This window comes from Melghirimyces profundicolus (genome assembly GCF_003054245.1).
Lineage (GTDB): Bacteria > Bacillota > Bacilli > Thermoactinomycetales > DSM-45169 > Melghirimyces > Melghirimyces profundicolus.
In genome coordinates, this window is record NZ_QBKR01000002.1 from 190,673 (window position 1) to 213,555 (window position 22,883).

General features: G+C 59.3%; 19 protein-coding genes. All 19 read right to left on the minus strand.

What is annotated here, in order from left to right:
• Positions 1-284: 284 nt before the first annotated feature.
• Positions 285-1,052 carry a ParB N-terminal domain-containing protein gene (locus C8P63_RS02405; RefSeq protein WP_108021739.1) on the minus strand — a complete coding sequence of 256 codons (768 nt, stop codon included), beginning with the start codon at positions 1,050-1,052 and terminating at the stop codon, positions 285-287.
• On the minus strand, positions 1,049-2,272 hold the full coding sequence (locus C8P63_RS02410; RefSeq protein WP_108021740.1) for a type III PLP-dependent enzyme: 1,224 nt from the start codon (positions 2,270-2,272) through the stop codon (positions 1,049-1,051). Before C8P63_RS02410 ends, C8P63_RS02405 begins: the two co-directional genes overlap by 4 nt.
• Positions 2,269-3,057: an HpcH/HpaI aldolase family protein gene (locus C8P63_RS02415; protein WP_108021741.1), complete on the minus strand. Its 789-nt coding sequence runs from the start codon at positions 3,055-3,057 to the stop codon at positions 2,269-2,271. Before C8P63_RS02415 ends, C8P63_RS02410 begins: the two co-directional genes overlap by 4 nt.
• A complete protein-coding gene (locus tag C8P63_RS02420; protein ID WP_245920633.1) occupies positions 3,041-4,882 on the minus strand; it encodes an IucA/IucC family protein in 1,842 nt (613 codons plus the stop codon). The genes C8P63_RS02415 and C8P63_RS02420 overlap by 17 nt, the downstream gene beginning before the upstream one ends.
• On the minus strand, positions 4,857-6,641 hold the full coding sequence (locus C8P63_RS02425) for an IucA/IucC family protein (RefSeq protein ID WP_108021742.1): 1,785 nt from the start codon (positions 6,639-6,641) through the stop codon (positions 4,857-4,859). The genes C8P63_RS02420 and C8P63_RS02425 overlap by 26 nt, the downstream gene beginning before the upstream one ends.
• Positions 6,642-6,646: 5 nt before the next feature.
• Complete coding sequence (locus C8P63_RS02430) at positions 6,647-7,906, minus strand: MFS transporter (protein ID WP_108021743.1); 1,260 nt, start codon at positions 7,904-7,906, stop codon at positions 6,647-6,649.
• Positions 7,903-9,687, minus strand: a complete 1,785-nt coding sequence (locus C8P63_RS02435; protein ID WP_146172091.1) for an IucA/IucC family protein — start codon at positions 9,685-9,687, stop codon at positions 7,903-7,905. The genes C8P63_RS02430 and C8P63_RS02435 overlap by 4 nt, the downstream gene beginning before the upstream one ends.
• A 51-nt stretch (positions 9,688-9,738) precedes the next feature.
• Positions 9,739-10,767, minus strand: coding sequence for a 2,3-diaminopropionate biosynthesis protein SbnB (sbnB, locus tag C8P63_RS02440; RefSeq protein ID WP_108021745.1), 1,029 nt, complete (start codon positions 10,765-10,767; stop codon positions 9,739-9,741).
• Between the two features lie 6 nt (positions 10,768-10,773).
• On the minus strand, positions 10,774-11,790 hold the full coding sequence (sbnA, locus tag C8P63_RS02445) for a 2,3-diaminopropionate biosynthesis protein SbnA (protein WP_281258663.1): 1,017 nt from the start codon (positions 11,788-11,790) through the stop codon (positions 10,774-10,776).
• Positions 11,791-12,085: 295 nt separating this feature from the next.
• Entirely contained in the window at positions 12,086-13,690 is a 1,605-nt protein-coding gene (locus C8P63_RS02450; RefSeq protein WP_108021746.1) for a gamma-glutamyltransferase family protein, read from the minus strand.
• Between the two features lie 268 nt (positions 13,691-13,958).
• The gene (locus C8P63_RS02455) at positions 13,959-14,489 is read right to left on the minus strand and encodes a chromate transporter (RefSeq protein WP_108021797.1); all 531 of its coding nucleotides are present in this window, start codon (positions 14,487-14,489) and stop codon (positions 13,959-13,961) included.
• Positions 14,490-14,493: 4 nt separating this feature from the next.
• Positions 14,494-15,081: a chromate transporter gene (locus C8P63_RS02460; protein WP_108021747.1), complete on the minus strand. Its 588-nt coding sequence runs from the start codon at positions 15,079-15,081 to the stop codon at positions 14,494-14,496.
• A 27-nt stretch (positions 15,082-15,108) separates the two neighbouring features.
• Entirely contained in the window at positions 15,109-16,077 is a 969-nt protein-coding gene (locus C8P63_RS02465; RefSeq protein ID WP_108021748.1) for an ABC transporter ATP-binding protein, read from the minus strand.
• On the minus strand, positions 16,055-17,053 hold the full coding sequence (locus C8P63_RS02470) for an ABC transporter ATP-binding protein (protein WP_108021749.1): 999 nt from the start codon (positions 17,051-17,053) through the stop codon (positions 16,055-16,057). The genes C8P63_RS02465 and C8P63_RS02470 overlap by 23 nt, the downstream gene beginning before the upstream one ends.
• Positions 17,054-17,064: 11 nt before the next feature.
• Positions 17,065-18,600 (minus strand): glutathione ABC transporter substrate-binding protein, encoded by a 1,536-nt coding sequence (locus tag C8P63_RS02475; protein WP_108021750.1) that lies wholly within the window; start codon positions 18,598-18,600, stop codon positions 17,065-17,067.
• 34 nt (positions 18,601-18,634) lie between these two features.
• Positions 18,635-19,537, minus strand: coding sequence for an ABC transporter permease (locus C8P63_RS02480; RefSeq protein ID WP_108021751.1), 903 nt, complete (start codon positions 19,535-19,537; stop codon positions 18,635-18,637).
• Between the two features lie 17 nt (positions 19,538-19,554).
• Complete coding sequence (gene nikB, locus C8P63_RS02485) at positions 19,555-20,496, minus strand: nickel ABC transporter permease (protein ID WP_108021752.1); 942 nt, start codon at positions 20,494-20,496, stop codon at positions 19,555-19,557.
• Positions 20,497-20,508: 12 nt separating this feature from the next.
• A complete protein-coding gene (locus C8P63_RS02490) occupies positions 20,509-20,985 on the minus strand; it encodes an Lrp/AsnC family transcriptional regulator (protein ID WP_108021753.1) in 477 nt (158 codons plus the stop codon).
• A 437-nt stretch (positions 20,986-21,422) separates the two neighbouring features.
• Positions 21,423-22,613 (minus strand): M20 family metallopeptidase, encoded by a 1,191-nt coding sequence (locus C8P63_RS02495; RefSeq protein WP_108021798.1) that lies wholly within the window; start codon positions 22,611-22,613, stop codon positions 21,423-21,425.
• Positions 22,614-22,883 lie beyond the last annotated feature (270 nt).

The following is a 22,883-nucleotide window of genomic DNA, read 5'->3' on the forward strand; positions in this document are numbered from 1 at the left end:
TGTCTCCCTTTCAATCAAACACAAACTAACACATTTTCATCATTATTTGTGTTAGTTTGTGTTTATTAATGTACTCTTTTGTCATCTTTTTGTCAATCTTATTTCTTCGACTGGCTTGCCCCCATAAAAGGAAAACACCGGCGTTCGGTTGAGACCTGCGGGCTCTGATCAGGGGATTCATTTGTTTCATTTATAACTGAAAAAAAGTTGACGCCTGTGGACAGACGTCAACGGGTTGGCTTCGCTCGGGTGTTTTACCATGATCCACAATGAAGGCTGGGCCTTTAAGCTTCACAGAGGTAGACACTCTCCGTGTAGAGTCGCATCCGATCCTCCCATCTTCGGCACTGCGCTTCCCATTCCGATTCGCCGGGTCCCTCCCCGTACAGCCAGGAAAGCGGGACCCCCAGGTTGAGGAGACGGCCCCGGACCGTGAATCGGGTCACACCTGCAGGGAGCATTTCCCCTGCTTCCCCCAGCCGGCGGAGTTGGTGAACCGACAGGGACGGATGTTCAAACAGAACGCTTCCCTCGGGCAGCGATGTTTCCCCGTTTGCCCGAAGCCGGCGAACCGGTCCGGCGATGCTGTAGGAGAGGACCACCCGGTGCCAGACCTCCAACTCCTCTTTCAGGGAAGGGTTCCGCTCCGACGGGACAATCCACCCGCTGCTTCCTTCCCCTGTCATCCAGCGGATCCCGCGGACGCCCTCCGGCGGATGTGTGGTCCACGACAGCTTCGGATCGGAGCGAAGGCGATCCAGCCATTCTCCCCGGCTCACCAGGTGGCTCCAGGCTTTTAAAACCACATCCTTCGGATCCACCAACTGAACCGGCGCTTTCCGGCAACCCAGCCGAAGGAGGGAAGCGAAACGGTGAGCACCGTCAAGAACCAGACACCCCCCCTCCGACAAAGGTAACGCGATAATGGGGTTTTTCACCTCTCCGTCGTCCCGGATCCGACGGCAGGTCTCTTCCAGCCTTGTGGCCTCATGGCATTCATGCAGCCGGATCCGATCGACTTCCATCAGTTTCAGACTCGACAGGGGTGTCATCTTTGCACACCCCCCTCCGCTTGGAGAGAACGCTCACGGAAATAAACCTGGTCGGGGTGGGGGTGGCTCAAAAAGTCGTGGTGGGAAATAGACCAACCGTAAGCCCCCGTGTACCGGAACAGGAGCACATCCCCGATCCGCAGACGGGAAACGGCCGCTTCCCGGGCCAGCACATCCTTGGGGGTGCAGAGCTGGCCCACTACCGTCACGGCGGTGTCTTTCCATTCTTTTCTCGGGAAGGGGTAATCCCACCGATCGACGGGAACCACCTCGAAGGGGTGGCTGTGCTGCCAGGAAGCGGGAAGCCGGAAATGATGGGTCCCGCCCCGAACCACCGCGTAGTTTTTCCCGTGATTCTGCTTCAGATCCAACACTTCCACGGCATAGCCGCCGCAGGAAGCGGTGAGGTACCGCCCGCACTCAAACTGAATCGTTTCCACCGTCTCCGGGAGCTCCCGTTCCAACGCGGACAACCCGGGAAGGAACCTTTCCCAATCGAAGGAAGCGTCCGGGTCGGCAAAATCGATCCCGATTCCCCCGCCCACATTGATCACTTTCGACCGGACGCCGAATAACTTTTCCCATCCCGCCACTTTCTCCATGTACAGGCGAAGCAGGCGGAGATGCCGTTCCACATCCAGATTGTTGGAAAGGGAGTGAAAATGGAACCCCTCCAAATTCACTCCTTCCAGCTCCCGGGCCATTCGGATGGCTTCCGGGACCTCCTCTTCATCGATCCCGAACTGGGTCGGCCGGCCGGCCATGTGGAGGGTGGCCGAGGGAAAGGGACCTTTCAGGTTGACACGCAGCAGGACGGGAATGTGAACCCCGAGCCGTCCCGCGATCCACGACACCCGCCTCAGCTCCTGAATGCTTTCCACGTGAATCCGTTCCACGCCGAGACGGACCGCTTCTTCCATCTCTTCGTCGGTCTTGCCGGGCCCCCCGAAGATCACCGGGATGGTTTTCCCCGCTGTCCGCGCTTTCCGGACTTCCCCCAGGGAAGCCGTTTCGAACCCGTGGACGACGGAAACGAGGGTGTCCAGGATAAGGGGTTCGGAGTTGGCTTTCATGGCGTAATACATCCGGAACCGCCCCGGAAGGGAGGAAACGATCGCCCGGGTGTGGGTTTTCAGATGGTCCAAGTCATACAGGTGGGCGCAAACGGGTCCGCCGTCTTCTGCCTTTCGGGCTTGGATCCATCGTTGGAACCGATTCATGCCCGTCCCTCCTTCACCGTCTGTTCTTTCATCCTCTCCAGATGGGAGCGCAACGCCCGGAAGGCCAGCCCTCTCTCCTCTCCGAGAACGAAGGCCCGGACTCCCCGATTCTCCCACTCCTGCAGATCCTGCTTGGCCCGCGGAAGGGCACAGAAAGGAACCCCGTGACGGTCGGCCGCCTCCCGGATCCTTTCCAGGGCTTGCTTCACCCCCGGATGGCGGGTCTGCCACGGAATGCCGAGGGACTGGGAGAGGTCCGCCGCTCCTTCCAGCACCATGTCCACTCCGTCCACGGACAGGATTTCATCGATCCGGTCCACCCCTTCACGGTCCTCGATCATGGGCACAACCATCACCTCCCGGTTGGCCGGCCGGAGATATTCTTCCAGGTCCAAGCGCCCGAACCCGGGCACCCGGCCTCCGTTGAGACTCCGCATCCCCTCGGGGAAATACCGTGCCGCCTGCAAGGCCGCTTCCGCATCCCGGCGGCAGCGGACGTGGGGAACCACCACCCCCCGTGCTCCGGCGTCCAGGGCCCTGAGAATCGGGCCAGCTGAAGGGTTCGGAACCCGGACCAACGCGGGCAGATCCCGGGCTTCCGCCGCCCGGATCATGTTCTCCAGGGTCTCCGGGTTGACGGAGGCATGCTCCGTATCCACTATGACGAAATCATAGCCGGCACAGGCGATCATCTCCACGTGGAGGGGAGTCGGAATGGAACAGAACAATCCCCATACCTTTTCTCCCTCTGCCAACTTTCGTTTCAGTTCATTCGGTTTCCACACGGACCAAACCCTCCCCGGAAGCAACCCGGGCCAGCGGGTTGCGGACCTCGTGGACGCGGAGCTCCGTCTCCGGAAACAGGCGCCGCTTGGTCAACTGTTCCACTTCCACCCGGGGTGCCAACAGATCGAAGATCCGGAAGCGGGGCGTCAAGCAGTCAAACCGTTCCATGTAGCCACCCACGATCTCCCGTGCCATCTCCCAAAACCGCCGTTCCGCCAGGCCGTAAACATCCTGCAAAAACATCGCCAGTTCCCCCAGGTTCACGAAGAAGAAGGCATCCAACATAAAATCCGACACCTGACGGGGATCTTCGGTCTCAATAAAAGAGTTTCGGTTGATCCGGGCGTGAGACTCCGGTGTCGCGGTCAAATCGGGCCGGTTGCCGGGATCGGTCAGATGGTCCGCCGAAAAACGGATCCCGTCGTGAAAATCCTTCAGGGCGATCCGTTCCGGCACCCCCTTCCGGTGGATCAGCACCATGTTCTGGGCGTGGGCTTCCATTCCGATCCCGTGGGCGTACAACAAGTGAAGAATCGGCGGCAGGGACACCTCCAGCAGGCGGCGGGTCCAGGTTTCCACCCCCAGCTGCCGGACCCAGGGATCGATGAGCGGCGTTCCGTCGGTGTCCCGCTGGCACAGGCCGTTGTAGGGCACCGCCTCTTCCTCCGGACGGAGATAGCGGTGCAGGCTTTCCCTCCAGATGGCGCTGAAAGCCCCGTAGGTCCGGTCCGCCAGGGGGGCCGGAACCGGACCGTCCCATGCGGCTCCCGCCACCTCACCGAGCAGGATCAGACGGCATTCTTCCCGTAAATAGCGGTCCTTCTGCCATATCCCCCGGAGCCAGTCCGTGATCTTCGGTGCATTTTCGACTGTGTGGGGGGCCAGCACCCGGGAGGTGGAGGTATTGAGAATGCTGAGGGAGACCTTGAGGGACCACCTTTCGGGACAGGTCACGTTCGCCAGCGTCCGGATCGATTGTTGGGGGCGGTAACCGTCTTCCGAGGGACCCAGGAACAGAATCTCCCCCGTCTCCAGGGCCCTCTGGTAATGGACGGCGATCACGTTGCGCCACTGCCAGGGGTGAACGGGGATCGGGAGGTATTCCACGGGGTCCGCGCCCGCGTCCTTGGCAGCCTCCCGGAGCCGCCGTTTCACTGCGGTTCCCGCCAGTGCCTCCACCTGCTTTGGCGGGGATATGGATTCGGATACGGCCAAACGCGCTTCTTCCCGCCGGACTGCCAGCCAGACCGGCCGGATTTCCGGAAGGAATTCCGGGCCGTAGGCCAAATGGTCCGACAGGCTGAACCCGATCCGCGATTTGTAGGAAGGGTGATAGGGATGACCGTCCATCAGCTCCCCTTCCAGCTCGTCGTAACCCTTGCCCAAGAGGGTTCGCCCTTCCCTCCGCCGGAGATATTGGCAGAGGGTGTCTTTGACCAGCGTCTCCTCCAGTTCCCTCGTGAAGTGGTTCAACTGCTCCCCATCAGCCCCGCACACCTCCCCGATTTCTTCCAGGAACCGGGAAAGGGAGACTGCCTCCCGGCCTTCACGGTAAAGGGGGGACACCAGCCGGATCCGGTCAAAAGAGAAACGACGCTCCCCCCGGCACCAGTAATGTACCGGCTTCCCGGTCCGGTCTCTCCCTTCCCACTCGAAGCGCTTTTCTCCCTCCCGTTCCACTTCGGAGGAAGAGAGCACCCCTTCATAGAGGAGGGTCTCCACCAGCTGGCGGATCAGACGGCGGCGAACCCCTGCCGCTTCTTCCGATCGAAGGGCCCGCCAGGTGATTTCCATTTCCTCAGTGTCGGTCCGTTTCAACGTCACGACCGTTCACCTCCCGGATCGGATTGGGAATCATGACGTAATCGGGGCGCTCGCCCCGTTCGTGGAGGCGGCTGACCAGATTGGCTTTGGCGGGAAGATGGGGGTGGTGGAGCAGATCATCCACATACCGTGCTGCATCCTCCGTCCATTCCTTCCGCCATTCGATCAAGGAATCACGGAAGTCACCCCACAATCGCTGCTCCTTTATGCCCCCGTGAAACGCGAGGACGTGGATCAAGTGGCCCAAGTGGTTGGTCACCGCATAATACTTCAACCGTTTCCATGCTTCTTCATCCCCGTACAGCACCGGACTTTCCGGCGGAATCGGGGCTCCTTTGGGAAGCCGATCCCGGCTGACACTCACCCCTTCCATGTCGCGGACCCAAAACCGCACCGGCCAGTTCTCTTCCACCTCCACCAAGCAGTTTTGCACATGGGCTTCCAGGCTGATCCCGTCACGGATCCATGTGTGAAGGACCGGTTTGAAGGCGATCCGGAGATAGGCCTTCAGCCACTTCCGGACCCAAGCCGGGGAGAGGGGTCCCTTTTTTCCACCGCCGGCCCGGCGGACGATTTGGACCAGCCACGGCTCTTCCCCCTGCCGTTCTTCCAGAAGTGAGGCGACGACCCACGGGGTAGGGCCCGGCTCCGGAAAAGGGTGCTCCCGGAACAATACCGCCGTATCTTCCGCGCGGGCTCCGATCCGGCGGCAACCCCAATCCAGGAGCACGCCAAAGCCCGGGTCGCTCCACCCGCGCCGGCACCGGGAGACGTAAACCCCCGCGTCCAGGGTCCTTCGGATGTGTTCGGGCGGGTTGGTCCGGAAAAAATGGGTGATCCGGACGCGAAGGGGGAGTTTCCACGCTTTCAACCGCCCGGGATGGCATACCGTCCGGACGGATGAGGTGGGGTAGACGGGTTCCCCGAGGGGGCCCAGATCCACGAGGCTCCCTTCCCGGACCCGCTCGCTGAACCACGGTTGTTGCAGGAGATGGCGGGCTTGCCAGGGGTGCAGGGGGAGAAGGCCGAAATCCCGCTGTCCGGCATTCAACCGGCCGGACGCCGACTCCCGGACTTCATCCGGAACCGGCTCCCCCTCCCAGCCGGGCAACCGCTCTTCCTCCAACAGAGAGGGATGGACGGCCAAATAATGAAGCCGGAACGACGCTCCCATTTCCGGGGCGTACTGCTTCAGGTCCTCCGGTTGGAACCCCTCGGAGCTTTTCGGGGTGGGATGAAAGGGATGCCCCGCTGTCAGAGCCTGTTCCGCTTCCTTTCCTCCCAGATCGGGCCGCCACACCCTCCGGGGATGTCCGCGCTCCGCTTCTTTCCTCAGATAAAGGGCCGTTTTTTCCACACTGTTGCGAACTTGGGCAAGAAACCGCTCCAGCCTCTTCCGTTCCGGGCCTTCGTTTGGCAAGCCGTCTTCGAGCAGGAAGCGGGCCAGCTCAACGGCGGTGGTGACCTGTTCCCACCCCTTTCCCCGGTCCGCACGGAGAAGGTCCGCGTAGCGATGATGGCCGGAGGGAGAATAATGGATCAGGTACCCGTACAGTTTTTTTCCGTTCAGATCCAAAGAGAAGGGTTCCCCCGGAATGTTGCCGACAACTCCTCCCTCCGGAGTACTCTCTTCCACTCCGGACCGGATCCGCGGATCCGGAATTCCCGACTCCCGGAGATAAGCGTTCAACAGACGCCTGATCGCACTTTTTTCCGCCGCTTTCGCTTCCGAAGCAGCGGTGGTCCAGCCGTTTTCCATGGATCTCACCTTTCTCTGTTTACTCCCCCGGCGGCTTGTTCCATTCCCAGGGGGGGCAGTCCGGGAGACCGGCTCAGGGTGTGCCGGGGCAGGCGCACCATCAACAGGGCTCCAGTCAAAAAGAATCCCCCCAGGAAAAGGAAGGCGGCATCCGGAGAAAGCCAGCCGGAGATCAGGGCGGCGGAAAAAGAGCCCATGATCTGTCCGAGCACCAGAAAACTGTTGGTCACGCCGATGGCGCTTCCTCTTACCTCTTCCGGTGAGCTCCGGGTGACTTTCAAAAAAACCGAGGGTAAAAGCGCACTGAAGCAAAAACCCTGTACCAGGCGCAGAGGGAGCAGCCACAGGGGATGATGGACCGCCGTCTGCAAACCGACGCAAACCCCGCAGGCAAGGGAGGCGAAGAAGAAATTCCTTTCCGGCGAGGACCGGTCGTTTCGCTTTCCCCACCAGGACCCGCCCAGAAAGGTGGCGCCCCAGGTGACCGCCTGAAGCCCCCCCACCCACGTGGCGGCATACGCGGGGGAACCGGAAAGATCCCGGACCAGCGGAGCAAACACCACCACGAGACCGAACACGCCCGCCTTGGCCAGAAAACCGGCCAGAATCAGGGAACGCGTGCTCCGGCTTCCCCACAGTCCCGCGAACACCTGCCGGAGCGGGACGGGCTTTCTTTTTCGTTCGATGCCCGTCCGGGGTTCCGTGAGCGCCTTGGCGGCCCACAGTCCGCTGATCCCCGTCAATGCGGCCATCAGGAAAAACAGCACCCGGTATCCGTACCCGTCGGCCAGCAACCCGCCCAGCAGCGGTCCCGCCAGGGAACCGGCTGCCGTGGCTCCCTGAAAGCTTCCCAAGGTCCGTCCCCGCTTGTCCGGGGGAGCGTCGGAACCGGCGAAGGCGGCGGCGGCATCCACCACCCCGCCGAAAGCCCCCTGCATCAGCCGGAAAAGGAGAAAAAGCCAGGGAGTCTGGGCCATCCCCATCAGGAGCATGCTGAGGCAGAGTCCAAACACCGCCCGGACGACCATCCATTTCCTTCCCCACCGGTCCCCGATCTTTCCCCAGAAGGGGGAAGCGAGGATCAGGGTGAGAGCCGGCGCCGAAAGAGACAAACCGGTCCACCAACGGTTTTCCTCCCCGAACACCCCCAGGGTTTCCAGATAGAAGGGGAGCAGGGGCACCACCACCGTCAGGCCCGCCGTGGAAATGAACTGCACCCCCCACAGAACCCGGAAGTTCCGCCGTTGTTCCATGCCGGGGTTCATCCCCCCATCCTCTCCCGTTCCGCCGAACCGGAGAGGGGGTTGGAAATGTACCCTGTCCCCGAGGGCATGCTCCCGCCCCCTGTCCCCTTGCGCTGAAGCAGGGGGGCGAGGATCTTCTTGAAGGGCCACCGATCCTCCCGGAGGAGCACCCGGCGGAAGACTTCCCGGTGCCGGATCGGCTGCTGCTCCAGGACCGCCTCCACGGACGCCCGGATTTGCCGGAAAAACTGTTCTTCCCCGATCCCCCACTTCCGGCTCCAGGCATCGGCGATGGCACCGAGGTTGACCTGGACGCCCAAGGTTTGAAAATAGGCCAAAAGCGCTTCCGGTGAGGACAGGATCAGGTTGTTGGGGGTTCCCGGCTTCACCGTGTACCGGGGGGGCTTCACCCCCGCCGCTTCCATCCAGGGAGGATGGATGCGAAGGGTGTCATGATCCCGCAACACGATGCCCTCCGGGGATCCGTTCCGAAAGAGGAGCAGGACATTTTGGCCGTGAACCTCCGGCATCACCCCGTGGGAAGCAAATTGGAGGGCCATCTCCACAAAGGGCTCACAGACCGAGCGGAACCGTTCCAGCATCTCCTCCAACCTTCCGTCCGAAAGTCCCAGACAATCGATTCCCTCCTCCACGGCCAACGCAGACATCGGCACCGGACGGATCCCGGGATCCGCGGTCACGCTTTCGGGATATCGACGGATCTGGGCCGCCAAATGGCCGGGCCGGTCGCCGAAGGGATCTTCACCGGGCCTACGGAAAACGCACCAATCCCTTTCGTCGCAAAGGTGGACAGAAGTTCCCGGCACCGGATCTTTCCGGAGAAGGGCCTCCATGGCGGCTTGTGCTTTGGACCCGTTCTCGAGATAGCGTGACGGCAAGATCCGCAGGGCACTCAGGGAACCGATTCCCAACGCCAGTTTGAGATGGATTCCTTTCCGCCTCCATGGCGCGAGGGTGCGGAGAGAGGAAGTCGCCTGATAACACCCGGTATTCTTTAAAAGGGGAACCAGGATGCCCTCTTGGAACTCCCTTTCAAAAAGCGAAGAAATCATTCGTCGGCTCTGCCAGGGATGGACCGGCACCGGGACCCATTCCTTTCGGGAAAGCCCTTTTTCCCGCATCGCCTCCATCACCCTTTGCTCGCCGAGCAGAACATCCATCCGGTCCCCTTCCCCGCCGATCCGGACAAAGTTCCGTTGGACCGCGACCCAATCGATTCCGAAGGAGTTGCCGAATTCCGGACTGTAGTTCCGGTATTCCTCCTCCTCCCAACCGACCTTGGCCCGGGCCGTCGGGTGAAAGGGACGATCCCGCATGGAAGCCAACCGTTCCGTCCATCTGAGAGATTCCGGACGGGAAGGTTCTTCCCGGAACCGGTCCCAAGCCTCCAAGGCGAGGGTGGCGTGCTTTTGAGCCGTCCGGAGCTCCTCGATGAACCCATCCCCGTTGGGTACGGGCTCTTCGCTTTCGAGGAGAAGCTGAAAGACCTCCACCGGCCCCGGATGCCGTGACCCGCCCTCTCCCTCGAAAACCACGGGGAGACGGCTCAACTCCAGCTGACCCCGGACGGAAGAGAGGACCACTGGAAAACAGAGATTCTTTTCCGGGAAGAGGGAAATCCGGTATCCGGCTTCCCCTTCCCGAAAGTCCCCCCACTCCGGCAGGGGCTCATGGAAGATTCGACCTTTTTCCTTCAAACCGAACAGGTTCTCCGCCAACATGGCGTTGATCAGATCCCGGAGAATCCGGTCCCGGATGCGGGAATCTTCCCTTTTCGTCACAGGGGTGCTTCCTTTCCCATCCCGATGCAAGGTGACATGCCTCCCTTTCTCTCAGTACAGGTCCAGCCAGGTTCCGACTCCTTGTTGAATCGCCTTCTGATAGAGGTCCTGGGCGCAGGCGATGTCCTCGATCGCCATGCCCATCGGGTTCAGGAGAATGATCTCCTCTTCCGATTCCCGTCCCGGTTTGTCTCCGGAGACGATCTCTCCCAGTTCGGCGTGGAGTTGTTCGCGGGAGAACCTTCCTTCCAGGACCAGTTGATGAATCACCTTCTTCTCCCGGTTGCTCTGCTCCCAATCGTCCACCACCACTTTGTCCGCCTTCAGAAAGACCTCTTTGTGCACGTCCATGATGGAAACGTTGCTGATAAAGGCCCCTCTCCTGAGCCATCCGTAGGGGATGTAGGGTTGGTCGGTCACGGTGCAGGTCACCACCACTTCCCCGGAACGAACCGCTTCCTCGGCGGAACCGGCCGCCCATACCTCCACTTCCGGGTGCCGATCCCGAATGCGGGAGGCGAGATCTTCCGCTGAATCGGGGGTGAGGTCGTAGAGATGGACCCGGCGGATTGCCGGAAACTGCTCCAGCAGGGAGAACACCTGCATGCGGGCAATCACCCCGCATCCGATCAAGGTCAGATCCTCAAATCCCTCCTTGGCCAGACACCGGGCCGCCGCCACCGTCACGGCAGCCGTCCGCATCCCGCTGATCAGTCCCCCTTCCATCACGGCCAGCGGAAAGTTGGTTTCCGGATCGTTCAACACCACCAACGCGCTGGCCCGGTCCAGGCCCCTCCGTGTGGGGTTGTCGTGTTTGCTTCCCACCCATTTCAGCCCGGAAATCGCCGGTTCCCCCAGGTGGGCGGGCATGGCGATAATCCGGTCGGCGATGTGGCCCTCCGCCCCCGAAGCCCGGAGGTAAGGTTTTAAAGGCTGAACGAACTCCCCGCGCGCGTGGAGGGTCAACGCTCGCTCCACGGCCCCGACGTACAGGTCCGAACGGTCTCCCCCCAACCGGAACAGATCGCTTCGGCTCAGATACAAAATCCGGGGATCATTCCCGCTTTTTTGAATCTCCATCCGATCCTACACCCTTTCTCCCATGATCGATGTCCGCTCTTCCTCCTGCCCTGCGGCCAGACGGTCCACCCAATCATCGTTGTACACCAGATCGAGATAACGGTCTCCCCTGTCGGGAAACAGGGTGAGAATCCGGCACGGACGGGGCAGCTTCCCCAGGGTCTTCCGAATGGCGGCCACCACGGAACCCGAGGATCCGCCGGCGAAAATTCCCTCCCGCTCGAGAAGCTCCCGGCACCCCCGGGCGGCCTCCCGGTCATCGACATGGACCACCTCATCGATTTCCTCCGGAGAAAACAGCTCGGGAACCCTGCTGGCCCCGATTCCCGGAAGTTCCCGCTTGCCCGGGGGGCCTCCGAACAGAACCGAACCCACCGCATCCACGGCGACCACCCGGATGGAAGGAAAATGCTCCCGCAGACGCCGGGCACAGCCCAGAAGGCTTCCGGTGGTGCTCACCGCGGCAAAAAACACATCCACCGGTCGGTCCAGTTGGTCCGCCATCTCGGCGGCAGTCCCGTGGTAATGGGCTTTCCAGTTGTTCTCATTGGCGTATTGGTTGATCCAGAAACTGTCAGGGATGGTATGTAACAACTCTTTCACCCGGCGGATGCGGGAATCCAGGTACCCTCCGTTTTTATCGGGCTCCCGGACCATCTCCACCCCGGCTCCCAACCGCCGGAGGATCCGGATATGGGTGGCCGTGGTCTTGGGATCGACCACACAGGTGAAAGAGAGACCCAGCACGCGTGCCGCCATGGCGACGGCGATCCCCAGGTTGCCGGAACTGCTTTCGATCAGATGGGAACCGGGACGGATCTTTCCTTCCCGCATCCCCTGTTGGATCATGTAACGCGCCGTCCGGTCTTTCATGCTGCCTCCCGGGTTCATCAATTCCATCTTGGACATCACTTGAACCCCGGGCTCCGGAAACAAGCGGTCGAGGGAAACCAACGGTGTATGGCCCACACATTCCAGTACGGAACGTTTTACTCCGCGGCTTTCCACCTTCAGGTCGACCAAGTTGCACACCCCTTTGATTGAAAATGATTATCATTTATCTCGTGTCCCAATGTAATTGATAATCATTTTCAAGTCAACCCTTTTTATAAAATTCCTGAATCATCAATGAAATTCCTGAAGATCTTCATTTGCTGATTTTGTTTTCGTCAGCTTCCGGATACGCTTCCCCTGGATGTCCATCGGTTGGAAAAAGTGAACCCGACTTGGTCAACCCAAAGCAAAAAAACGACCCGAAATGCCTATTCGGGTCGCACACGATTCCGTCTTCAGTTGGATCCATTTCAGACTCTTCTTTTTACCATGCGGCGATGGACCCGTCGGTCCGGGGTTCCGTTCCGCCGGCCAGGACACCGTCTTCCCCCCGCCAGATGATCTGCCCCCGTCCGAAACCGCCCGGGTCGGTGGCGATGCGGATGTCGTGGCCCCGGCGGATCAGCTCCTGCACGATGGCATCGGGAACCCCCCGTTCCACTTCCACGGTCTTCCCTTCCACCCAGCGCCAGCGGGGGGCATCCAGGGCGGACTGGGGATTGAGACCGAAATCAACGGTGTTCATCACCACCTGGAGATGGCCCTGAGGTTGCATGTACCCCCCCATCACCCCGAAGGGGCCCACCGGCCGCCCTTCCCGGGTGAGAAAGCCCGGGATGATGGTATGATACGTCCGCTTCCCCGGTTCCAGGGCATTGGCGTGATCCGGGTCCAGAGAAAAGGTATATCCCCGGTTTTGCAGACTGATCCCCGTTCCCGGTACGACCAAACCGGATCCGAAGCCCATGAAGTTGCTCTGGATGAAGGAAACCTGGTTCCCCTCCCCGTCGGTGGCGGCCAGATAAACCGTCCCGCCCGGCCGGGGGCTTCCGGCGGAGGGCAGTCGGGCCGAATCCCCGATCAGGCGTCTGCGTTCCTCCGCATACCGATCCGACAAAAGCGCTTCCACGGAGTACGGCATCCGCTCCCTTTCCGTGATGTAGGCCTCCCCGTCGGCGAAGGCCAGCTTCATCGCCTCGATCTGGCGGTGATAGGTCGCCGCCGTCTCCCGCTCCCCGAAGTCGAACGCTTTCAGGAGGTTCAAGGCCATCAGGGCCACCAGCCCCTGGCCGTTGGGCGGGATCTCCCACACTTCATACCCCCGGTACCGGATATGAATGGGGTCCACCCACTCCGGGCGGAACGCTTCCAAGTCTTCTTTTCGCAAGAATCCGCCGTGCTCCCGCGCGAAGCGATCCATTTTCTCCGCCAGGTCCCCCCGGTAAAAGGAATCCGCCCCGGTTTCGGCGATGGAAGTTAACGTTCGGGCATGGTCCGGCGACCGCCACACCTCCCCCGCCCGGGGAGCCCGCCCTTCCGGGGTGAAGGTGCGGAACCAGGATTCAAACTCGGGACCGTCCAATGGACGGAAAACCGCAGCTCCTTTCTCCCAGTATTTGGCCAAAACCGGGGTCAGCGGATATCCCTCTTCGGCGTAACGGACAGCGGGTTCCAACACCGCGGTCAGGGAAAGCTTGCCGAAGCGGCGGGACAGCTCCGCCCAGGCCGCCGGTGCGCCCGGCACCGTCACCGGCAGCCAGCCGAACCGGGGGATCCGCTCGTGACCCGCTTTCCGGACTCCATCGATGGAGATCCCACGGGGGGCCGGGCCGCTGGCGTTCAATCCATGGAGTTTTCCCCCGGTCCAGACCAAAGCGAAGGCGTCCCCCCCGATTCCGTTGGAAGTGGGTTCCAGCACCGTGAGGGCCGCTGCCGTGGCGATGGCGGCATCCACGGCGTTGCCTCCTTTCTTCAGCATGTCCAGTCCGGCTTGGGCCGCGAGGGGTTGAGACGTGGCCACCATCCCTTTTTTGGCGTAAACGGTGGTGCGTTGTGAAGGATAGGGTTGATGCAAAGGATGAAACTGCATGTTGAACCTCCCATTCGATAGGCCGTGTTCTCCCGTCTCTCTCCGGGCGAATTGTAAGAACATGGAATTATTGTGAAAAAGTGAGCGGCGGCATTTACCCGAGGTCCGCTCCGAATCTTCCTGCTGCGGCAAGGGCCAACGCCTGCGGATGCAACACAGAGAAGCTTTTGCCCCTGAACGCCCTTGCCGGCTGATTCTCCGCCGGGGAGGGTAAACGCTTCCCTTCTTCTGAACCTGACAATCGATCCCAACGCTTCCAGGCTTTCTGTTATCCCAGCAAAACAAAACCGTAGACGAGGGAGCCGGCGATCACCCAGGCGGGGTGAATCCCCCATTTCTCCAGCAGAAGCAGGCTGAGAAGGGAAAGTGCCGCCGTCTGAAAAACCCCCACCTGGTTCCATGAACTTTCGAAAAACTCCAGAGCGATCATCGCCAGCAGAACCCCCACCACCGGCCGGATCAGAGTGGTCATCCGCTGGATTTTCGGGGAATGACGATACTTGTAAAGCAGTACCAGCAGAAGGATCATCGCCACCAACGACGGCCCGACCGTGGCCAACAGGGCCACGGCGGCCCCCAGGGGTCCTGCGACTTCATACCCGATGAACCCGGCCATCTTCGTGGCAATCGGTCCGGGCAGGGCATTTCCCAAAGCCAGAACATCCCCGAATTCCTCAAGGGTCAGCCAATGATACCGATGGACCACTTCGTGCTGGATCAGGGGAATGCTGGCAGGACCGCCGCCGTAGCCAACGATTCCGGGGATGAAAAAGGCCCAAAAGAGTTTCCAGTAGATCACCCGCTCAACCCCTTTCCTCCCCGCCGGCGGAGGCTTCTCCATCCGGGGGCGTGGTTCCCTCTTTACCGCCGGTGACCAGTGCCAGGATCAGCAGCGCCCCAATCACCAACGCCGGGTGAGTATCGAAAAAAAGAGCGAGGGCGGTAACCCCGGCGATGGCAACGGTCCCGGCCCCTTTTTGTTCTCCCCAGGATTTTTTGAAAAAGGAGTAGGCAAGCACCGTGAGCATAACCGCCACCACCGGCCGGACCGCGGCTGTCATCCCCTGGACCCGGGGGGAATCTTTGTAAGCCATCAAAAACCCGAGCAAAAAAATCATGATCAGCACTGTCGGCAACACCATCGCGGCAACCCCCACCAAGCACCCTTTGATGCCGGAGACGCGGTATCCGATGTAACCGGCCATTTTGGTGGCGATGGGACCGGGAAGCGCATTCCCCAGAGCGAGGACATCGCTGAATTCTTCGTCATTCATCCATTTGTACTTTTTCACCACTTCTCCGTGGACGAGGGGGATCGAGGAAGGCCCTCCTCCATACCCCAGCATGCCCACGCGGAAAAAGGCGAGGAAAATCTGCCACAACCGTTTCATCGTCCCATCCTCTCCTCCGGGTCACCTTCATCGGGCATGGCAGGCGACGCGGTGTCCCGGTCCGATCTCTTTCCATTCCGGCCGTGTTTCCTTGCAGATCTCCATCGCTTCCGGACACCGGGTGTGGAAAGGGCATCCCTTGGGGGGATCCGCGGGGCTCGGGAGATCTCCCCGCAGGAGAATCCGTTCCCGCTTCCTCCCCGGGACCGGGCGGGGGATCGCCGACAACAGGGCTTCTGTGTACGGATGCACCGGATTTTTGTACAGTTCACGGACCGGCGCCAGTTCCATCGTTTGCCCCAGGTACATGATCAGTACACGGTCGCACAGGTGACGCACCACCCCCAGATCGTGGGAGATGAAAAAATAGGTTAATCCGTGTTTCTCTTGCAAGGATCGGAGCAGCTTGAGCACCTGCGCCTGGACGGAGACATCCAGCGCGGAAACCGGCTCGTCACAGACGATCAGAGAGGGGTTTAATGCGAGGGCCCGGGCAATTCCGATTCTCTGCCGCTGTCCACCGCTGAATTCGTGAGGCAGACGGTCATAATGGTCCGGTCTCAAGCCCACTTCCTCCAACAACCCCATGACCCGTTCCCGCTTCTCCCCTTTGCTCAACGAAGTGTGGATCGTCAGGGGCTCTTCGAGGGCCGGACCGACGCGTTGACGGGGATTGAGAGACGCAAAGGGATCCTGAAAGATCATCTGCATCTTGCTTCGGAATGGTTTCATGGCCCGGGCTGGAAGTTCAGAGATATCCGTCCCATTGAAATAGAGTTTCCCTTCCGTCGGTTTTTCCAGACGAATCAGCGTGCGCCCGATGGTGGACTTCCCGCATCCGGATTCGCCGACCACTCCCAAGGTCTCCCGATCGTACAGATCGAGGGAGACCCCGTCCACCGCTTTAACCCGGGCGGAAGTCCGTTGGAGCCATCCACGGCGAACCGGATAGTGCTTTTTGACGTTTTCCAGCTTAACCAACACTTTCTCCGGCATGATCCTGATCCTCCTCCTCCGCCAGCCAACAGCGTGACATGTGTCCCGGTCGGTGAGTGAACACCCGGGGATTTTCCTCCCGGCAGCGGTCCATCGCTTCCGGACACCGGGGATGGAAGGGACAGCCCTGTTGAATTTCCCCCGGCTTGGGCAAAGTCCCCGGAATCGCCTCCAATGTATAAGTATCGTCATCCACATTGGGCATCGAGCGGAGCAATCCCTTTGTGTAAGGATGTTTCGGATCCTCAAACAAGGTCCGGACATCGGCTTCTTCCACCACTTTGCCGGCATACATGACCAGCACGCGGTCCGCCGTTTCCGCCACCACTCCCATATCGTGAGTGATCAGGATGACGCTCATCCCCGTGTCCTCTTTCAGCTTCAGGATCAGCTCCAGGATCTGCGCCTGGATCGTCACGTCCAGGGCGGTGGTGGGTTCATCGGCAATGAGAAGCTTGGGTTCGCAGGAGAGGGCGATCGCGATCATCACCCGCTGCCTCATGCCTCCGGAAAGTTCATGGGGATACTGCTCCATCCGCCTTCCCGGATCGGGAATACCCACCCGTTCCAGCAAGCGGACTGCTTCTTCAAACGCTTGTTTTTTCGACAGATTCCGATGGACCACCAAAGGTTCCATCAGCTGAAAACCGACGGTGAAGACCGGATTTAACGAGGTCATCGGTTCCTGAAAGATCATGGAGATGTCATTGCCCCGGATCTGCCGGATCTCTTCCCGGTTCAGACGGAGAAGATCCCTCCCGTCAAAACGAATGTGCCCTTCCGCTTCGGCGGATCCCGGCAACAATCCCATCACCGACAGGGAAGTGATGCTTTTCCCGCAGCCGGATTCCCCGACGATGCAGAGCACTTCTCCCCGATGGACGGAAAAGGAAGCTCCCTGGACGGCGGGAATTTCACCTGCCGCCCCTTGAAACCGGACTTCCAGCCCTTCCACCGTCAATACCGGATCCTTCATCAAATCCCCCCTTATTTGAGCGAGACGTTTTGCAAGTGCCATTCGCCCGTCGGATCGACTTCGAGTCCTTGGACGTTTTTGGAGGTGGCGATGACGATGACACCGTGATGAAGCGGCACCCAGGGTGCTTCTTTCACCAGCAGTTGGTTCGCCTCATGGAGCACCTTCAAACGCTTTTCCTTGTCTGTGGTGGTTCGGGTTTGGTCAATCAGCTCATCCGCTTTCGGGATGGAGGTTTGGGTGCCGTTGCTGGCTCCGATGTTGTCCGAATGCAGTTGAGGATAAAGCAACTCGCTGCCATCTCCCGTACTGTTCGTCCAACCGCCGATCACCATCTCAAAATCGCCTTTCCGCAGCCGGTCGAGATAAGCGCCAAACTCCAGGGTTTGGATTTTCGTTTTCAAACCGGCTTTCGACAGTTGTCCCTGAACCAGTTCCGCCAATGTCGGGTAGTTTCCGGTGTTTGCCGTGGTGATCGTCATCGTCTTGTCGTCCATTCCGGCTTCCTTCAACAATTTTTGCGCTTTTTTGACGTCGTAATCGTAACCCTCTTTCTCAATTTCCTTGTTGTAGCCGAACACCTTGGGCCCGATGATCCCTTTGGACGAATGGGCCACTCCCTTCAGCGCATCCACCACTTCTTCCTGGTTGATGGAATGGGCGACGGCTTGGCGGAAGGTCTTATCTTTCCCCGGTCCTTTTTTCATGTTGAACCCGAGGTACGTGACGGGAGTGCCATCATTGGTCTTCACATTTACTTTCTGGTTGTTTTTCAGGCGGTCCAGGTGTTCAGGCTGCAAGGAATCCACAAGATCGACTTCCCCCGTCTCCAAGAGGGAGATGGCGGTGGAAACCTCCGGCACGACACGAAATTCCACTTCTTTCAGTTTGGGAGCACCCTCCCGGTAATCCTCGTTGGCTTCCAGGATCAATTTGTCTCCCGGGACCCATTTTTTAAACTTAAAGGGGCCGGTCCCCACCGGTTTCTTCATCAGGTTGCCTTTCTTATCGGCGGTGGGGCTGACGATGGAGGCGTTGGAATGGGCCAATGCCGCCAACAGCGGGCCGTATGGTTTTTTGGTTTTAAGGACGACGGTGAACTCATCCTTGACTATCACTTCATCAATCGGCTCCAAGAGCGATGCTCGGGGTGCCGCGGTCTTGGGATCGCGGAATTTATCAAAGGTGTATTTGACGGCTTCCGCATTAAAGGGTGTGCCGTCGTGAAACTTGATCCCCTTTTTCAAGGTAATCTCCAGCGTATTGGGATCTTTTTGTTCATAGGATTCCGCCAGCAAGGGTTGGATTTCCATCGTCTTCGGATCACGGGTAAACAGCGTTTCATAGATTTGGTCCAAGGCGCGGGCGGACGCTCTGTCGTTGGTTTTGATGGGAGACAAACCGACGACATCCGCTGTCGAGGCATAAACCAGTTTTTGCTTCCCGGATGAACCCGCGTCGGGAGGCGGGGGAGTGCATCCCCCGGCCAGCAGCACCAAGACGAGAAGTGAAATGACCCATCCCTGCCATTTGAAAAACCCTTTCATTTATCATCCCTCCATCGATGAATCGAATCAAAGATCAACGGACTTCCATGTTGGGATCCAATGCGTCACGCAATCCGTCACCCACCACATTGAAGGCAAAAACGACGAGCATGATGGCGATACCCGGAACAATTGTCATGTGGGGGGAGGTCCACATGAAATCACGGCCGGCTGCGATCATCGCCCCCCATTCCGGGGTCGGCGGCTGGGCCCCCAACCCAAGAAAGCTCAGGGCGGAAGTGGAGAGGATGGCCGTCGCCATCCTCATCGTTCCGAAAACGATAATCGGGGCCGTGCAGTTGGGAAGAATGTGCTTGAACAGAATGCGGATGTCGCTGGCCCCGTTGGAACGGAGGGCCAGGACAAACTCTTGGTTTTTCAGGGACAACACGCTCCCCCGAACGATACGGGCGCAGGATGGAATCGACCAGACACTGATGGCAATCACGACATTGACCAAACTTGTTCCCAGCATCGCAATAATCAACATGGCCAACAAGATGCCCGGAAAGGCAAACATCAAGTCCATCAGGCGCATGAAGGGCCCGTCCAACCAACGGTAATAGCCCGCCAACAGACCCATCAAAACCCCGCCGATCAATCCCAGCAACACTGACGAGATTCCCACGATCAGCGAAATCCGGGCACCGTAAAGTATACGGCTCCACAGGTCCCGCCCGAATTCATCGGTTCCCAGCCAATGCCCTTCCGAGCCGGGAGGCCGTTCTTTCACTGACAGATCCTGGGCCGTGGGGTCATAGGACGTTAATAACGGAGCAAAAACGGCCATGATCACCTGCAGGGTGATGATGACAATCCCGACGGCGGCCCACCGGTTTTGGAGCAACTTCCTCCAAACGGTCTTCACCCGGTTTTGCTGATCCGGAATCGGCGCCTCAACCTGCACATCCGTCGTCACAGCTGTATCCGTTGCCATCAGGCCCCCTCCTTTCCTCATTCATATCGGATTCGCGGATCGATCAGGGCGTATAGGATGTCAACCAAGAGGTTCACCAGGACAAACAGGGTCGCCACCAGGAGAACGGCCCCCTGAACCATGGTGTAATCCCGATTGGCGATCGCCTGGATCATCAGCCTCCCCACGCCGTTGATGGCAAAAACTTGTTCCGTGATGATCGTTCCGCCGAGAAGAAAACCAAAATTCAGACCGATGACGGTGATCACCGGGATCATGGCATTCCGCATGCAGTGAAGAAGAATGACACTCTTTTCTTTCACCCCCTTCGCTCTTGCCGTCCGGATGTAATCCTGACGGATCACTTCCAACACGGCGGAACGTGTCATCCGTGCGATCAGGGCAGCGGAACCGGTCCCCAGCGTGATGGCGGGCAGAATCAATTCTTTCATCCCCTGCAGCGTCCAGGGAGGCTGAGTCACCCCGGCTGCGGGAAACCACTGCCAATTCACCGCAAACAGCAGAATCAAAACACTCCCCAACCAGAAATTAGGGATGGAGATCCCCGCCAATGCCCCGATGGTACTCAGGGCATCCAGGGAAGTGTTCTGCTTAATGGCGGATATCATCCCCGCTCCCACACCGATCACGGTGGCCACGATGATACTGGCGATGGCAAGGTTAAAGGTGTTGGGAAAGCGGATCATGATCGCTTCCGTCACGGATTGCTTGGTCTGGTACGAATAACCCAAATCCCCTTGCACCACTCCGCTGATATAACGGAAATACTGAGTGAACAGGGGGTCATTCAACCCGAGGTCTTCCCGGATCGAGGCGAGATCCTCGCGGGTTGCCGTCGGTCCACCGATCATGCTGGCGGGATCGCCGGGCGCCAGGTGAAGGGAGATAAAGACGATGAAGGAAATACCGAGCAACAGGGGGATGAGTTGAAACAACCTGCGGACAATCAAACCCGCCATTGGATTCCCTCCCTACCGGACAAAATTGAAGCGGCTCTTTAACTTCTTCAACACGGTGATAACATTGGTCTGACTCACCCCGTCGATGTGGTTCAATTTTTTCATCAAAAACTCGGATAAATCGTCATAATCCCGGGTCAACACTTCCAACATGAGATCGTAATCCCCGGTGGTGAAAATGATCCACCGGATTTCCTCCATCTCCCGCAGCTGCTTGACCACTTCATCCATCTGTTGCGGGGCCACGGCGACCTGGATGTAGGTCTGGACATTCAGACCCACCTTGATCGGATTGACCACTCCGACCAGGCTGAGGATGCCCTCCTCCTGCATCTGGGTGACCCGCAGTCGGATGGTTCGTTCCGTCACCCCCAGCTTTTCGGCGATTTTGGTAAAGGGTATCCTCGCATTCTCCTGCAGCAAAAGGGCGATCTCCCGATCCAGCTCATCCAGTTCATGACACCACGATTGATCCTTGCTTCCTTCCATCTGCGCCTCCTCCACGAAATCGACCCAAACAACTTCCATCGGTACGATATTCGTACAATATTTTCAGGATTGATACGAATTAAAGAATTGATTGTTCCTTATGATAATCAATGTCGGTCGATGTTTCAAGCATCAAAATAGAAAGAAATTTGTTCCGGAGAAAAAATTCACTCTTTTAACGGAGCAAAATGTGTTATCATCCGGCTGACCCCGACACGGTTCTGCTGAAACTGGTCGACGCTGCGGAGTTCTCTCCCTTCCTTCTTTCCGGATCCCTGGCGGCAGTGATGTCGACGGGGAGCGAACTTGGCCCACACGACCGCTTCCATCGTGGGCCGGATTCGCCCGGCCGGGGCCGACACCTCCTTGCGGACATAGGTTTTAACTGCAGAAAACCCGGCAACCGTGATGGTTGCCGGGTTTTGTATTTGACGTGGTTATGCCGGAGCGCTTCGGAAGGCGGGTTCCTTCAGCAAGCGCAGGGCGGAAAAGGCGAGAATTTTGATGCCGTTTTCCAAGGCGTCTTCGTCGATGGTAAAGCGGGGATGGTGATGGGGGTACGTACTCTCTTTCTCCTCATTGCCGGCCCCGATAAAGAAAAACGTGCCGGGAGCTTTTTGCTGGTAGGCGGAGAAATCTTCACTTCCCATGGTGGGTTCCAGCCGGACCACCGCATCGTTTCCCAGCATCTCTTTCGCCGTTTCCTCCACCACCCGGGTCACCGTCTCCGAATTGATCACCGGGAGATAGCCCTCTTGAAAACGGAAGTCGTAAGCAGCCCCGTGGGCCTCGGTGATGCCTTTCACCACCTGCTCCATCCTCCGGAACACCTCTTCCCGGACCCGGACATCCAGAGTCCGGATGGTCCCTTCGATCTCCACCGTGCCCGGGATGACATTGTGGGTGTTTCCGCCGATGAATTTGGTCACCGAGAGGACCGCAGATGCCAAGGGGTCGGTGTTTCTGGCGACGATATGCTGGAGGTTGGAGACCACTTGGGCTCCGACAGCGATACTGTCGACGGTCTGCTGAGGCATGGCGGCATGACCGCCTCTTCCGCGAACGGTGATATGGAAGTTGTTAATGCCGGCCATGGCCGGTCCATAGACCACCCCGGCCTTCCCCGTTTCCAGCGGAGACCAGAGATGGGTGCCGATCACCCTGTCCACCCCGTCCATCACCCCGGCCTCCACCAGTTGGGCGGCTCCGCCGGGGGGCTGCTCTTCGGCATGTTGGAAAATAAAACGGATCTCCCCCGGGATCTCTTCTTTGACCCGGGAAAAGAGTTTCGCCACGGCCAACAGCATCGAGGTATGTCCGTCATGGCCGCAGGCGTGCATCACCCCGGGGTTCTTGGAAACAAACTCGAAGCGGTTTTCCTCCTGGATCGGAAGCGCGTCCATGTCGGCCCGCATCGCCAGCACCGGCCCCGGCCGTCCCCCCTTCAACCGTGCCACCACGCTCGTCGACGTGGGACGGAACACTTCCAGATTTCCGAAAGAGGTCAGCTGCTCATGGACGAACCGGGCGGTCTCCTTTTCCTGAAAAGAAAGTTCCGGGTGCTGGTGGAGATATCGTCTCCATTGAATCACCTCGGGTTGAAGCGCCCGGATCTGTTCCAGGGAAATCGTCAAGTCCACCTTCCCCCTCCCTTTCGTGGTTGGTGGCAGTCCTTTTTCGAAAATGATGCCCCATTTATTCATTCGATTGAAATGAGACAAGATCCTCTATAAGTGTTTGAAAAAGTGAGCGGCAGCATTTACCCAAAGCCGCTCCGGCCGCACTCACAGAGCACAAGTCTCGCCTGGGTCGCTCGCTCCCCGGTCTCGCTATGCTGTCCTGCAGAGATGCAGGCACTGTCCGCTCCGGATCATCCTGCTGCGGGCAGGGGCAAAACG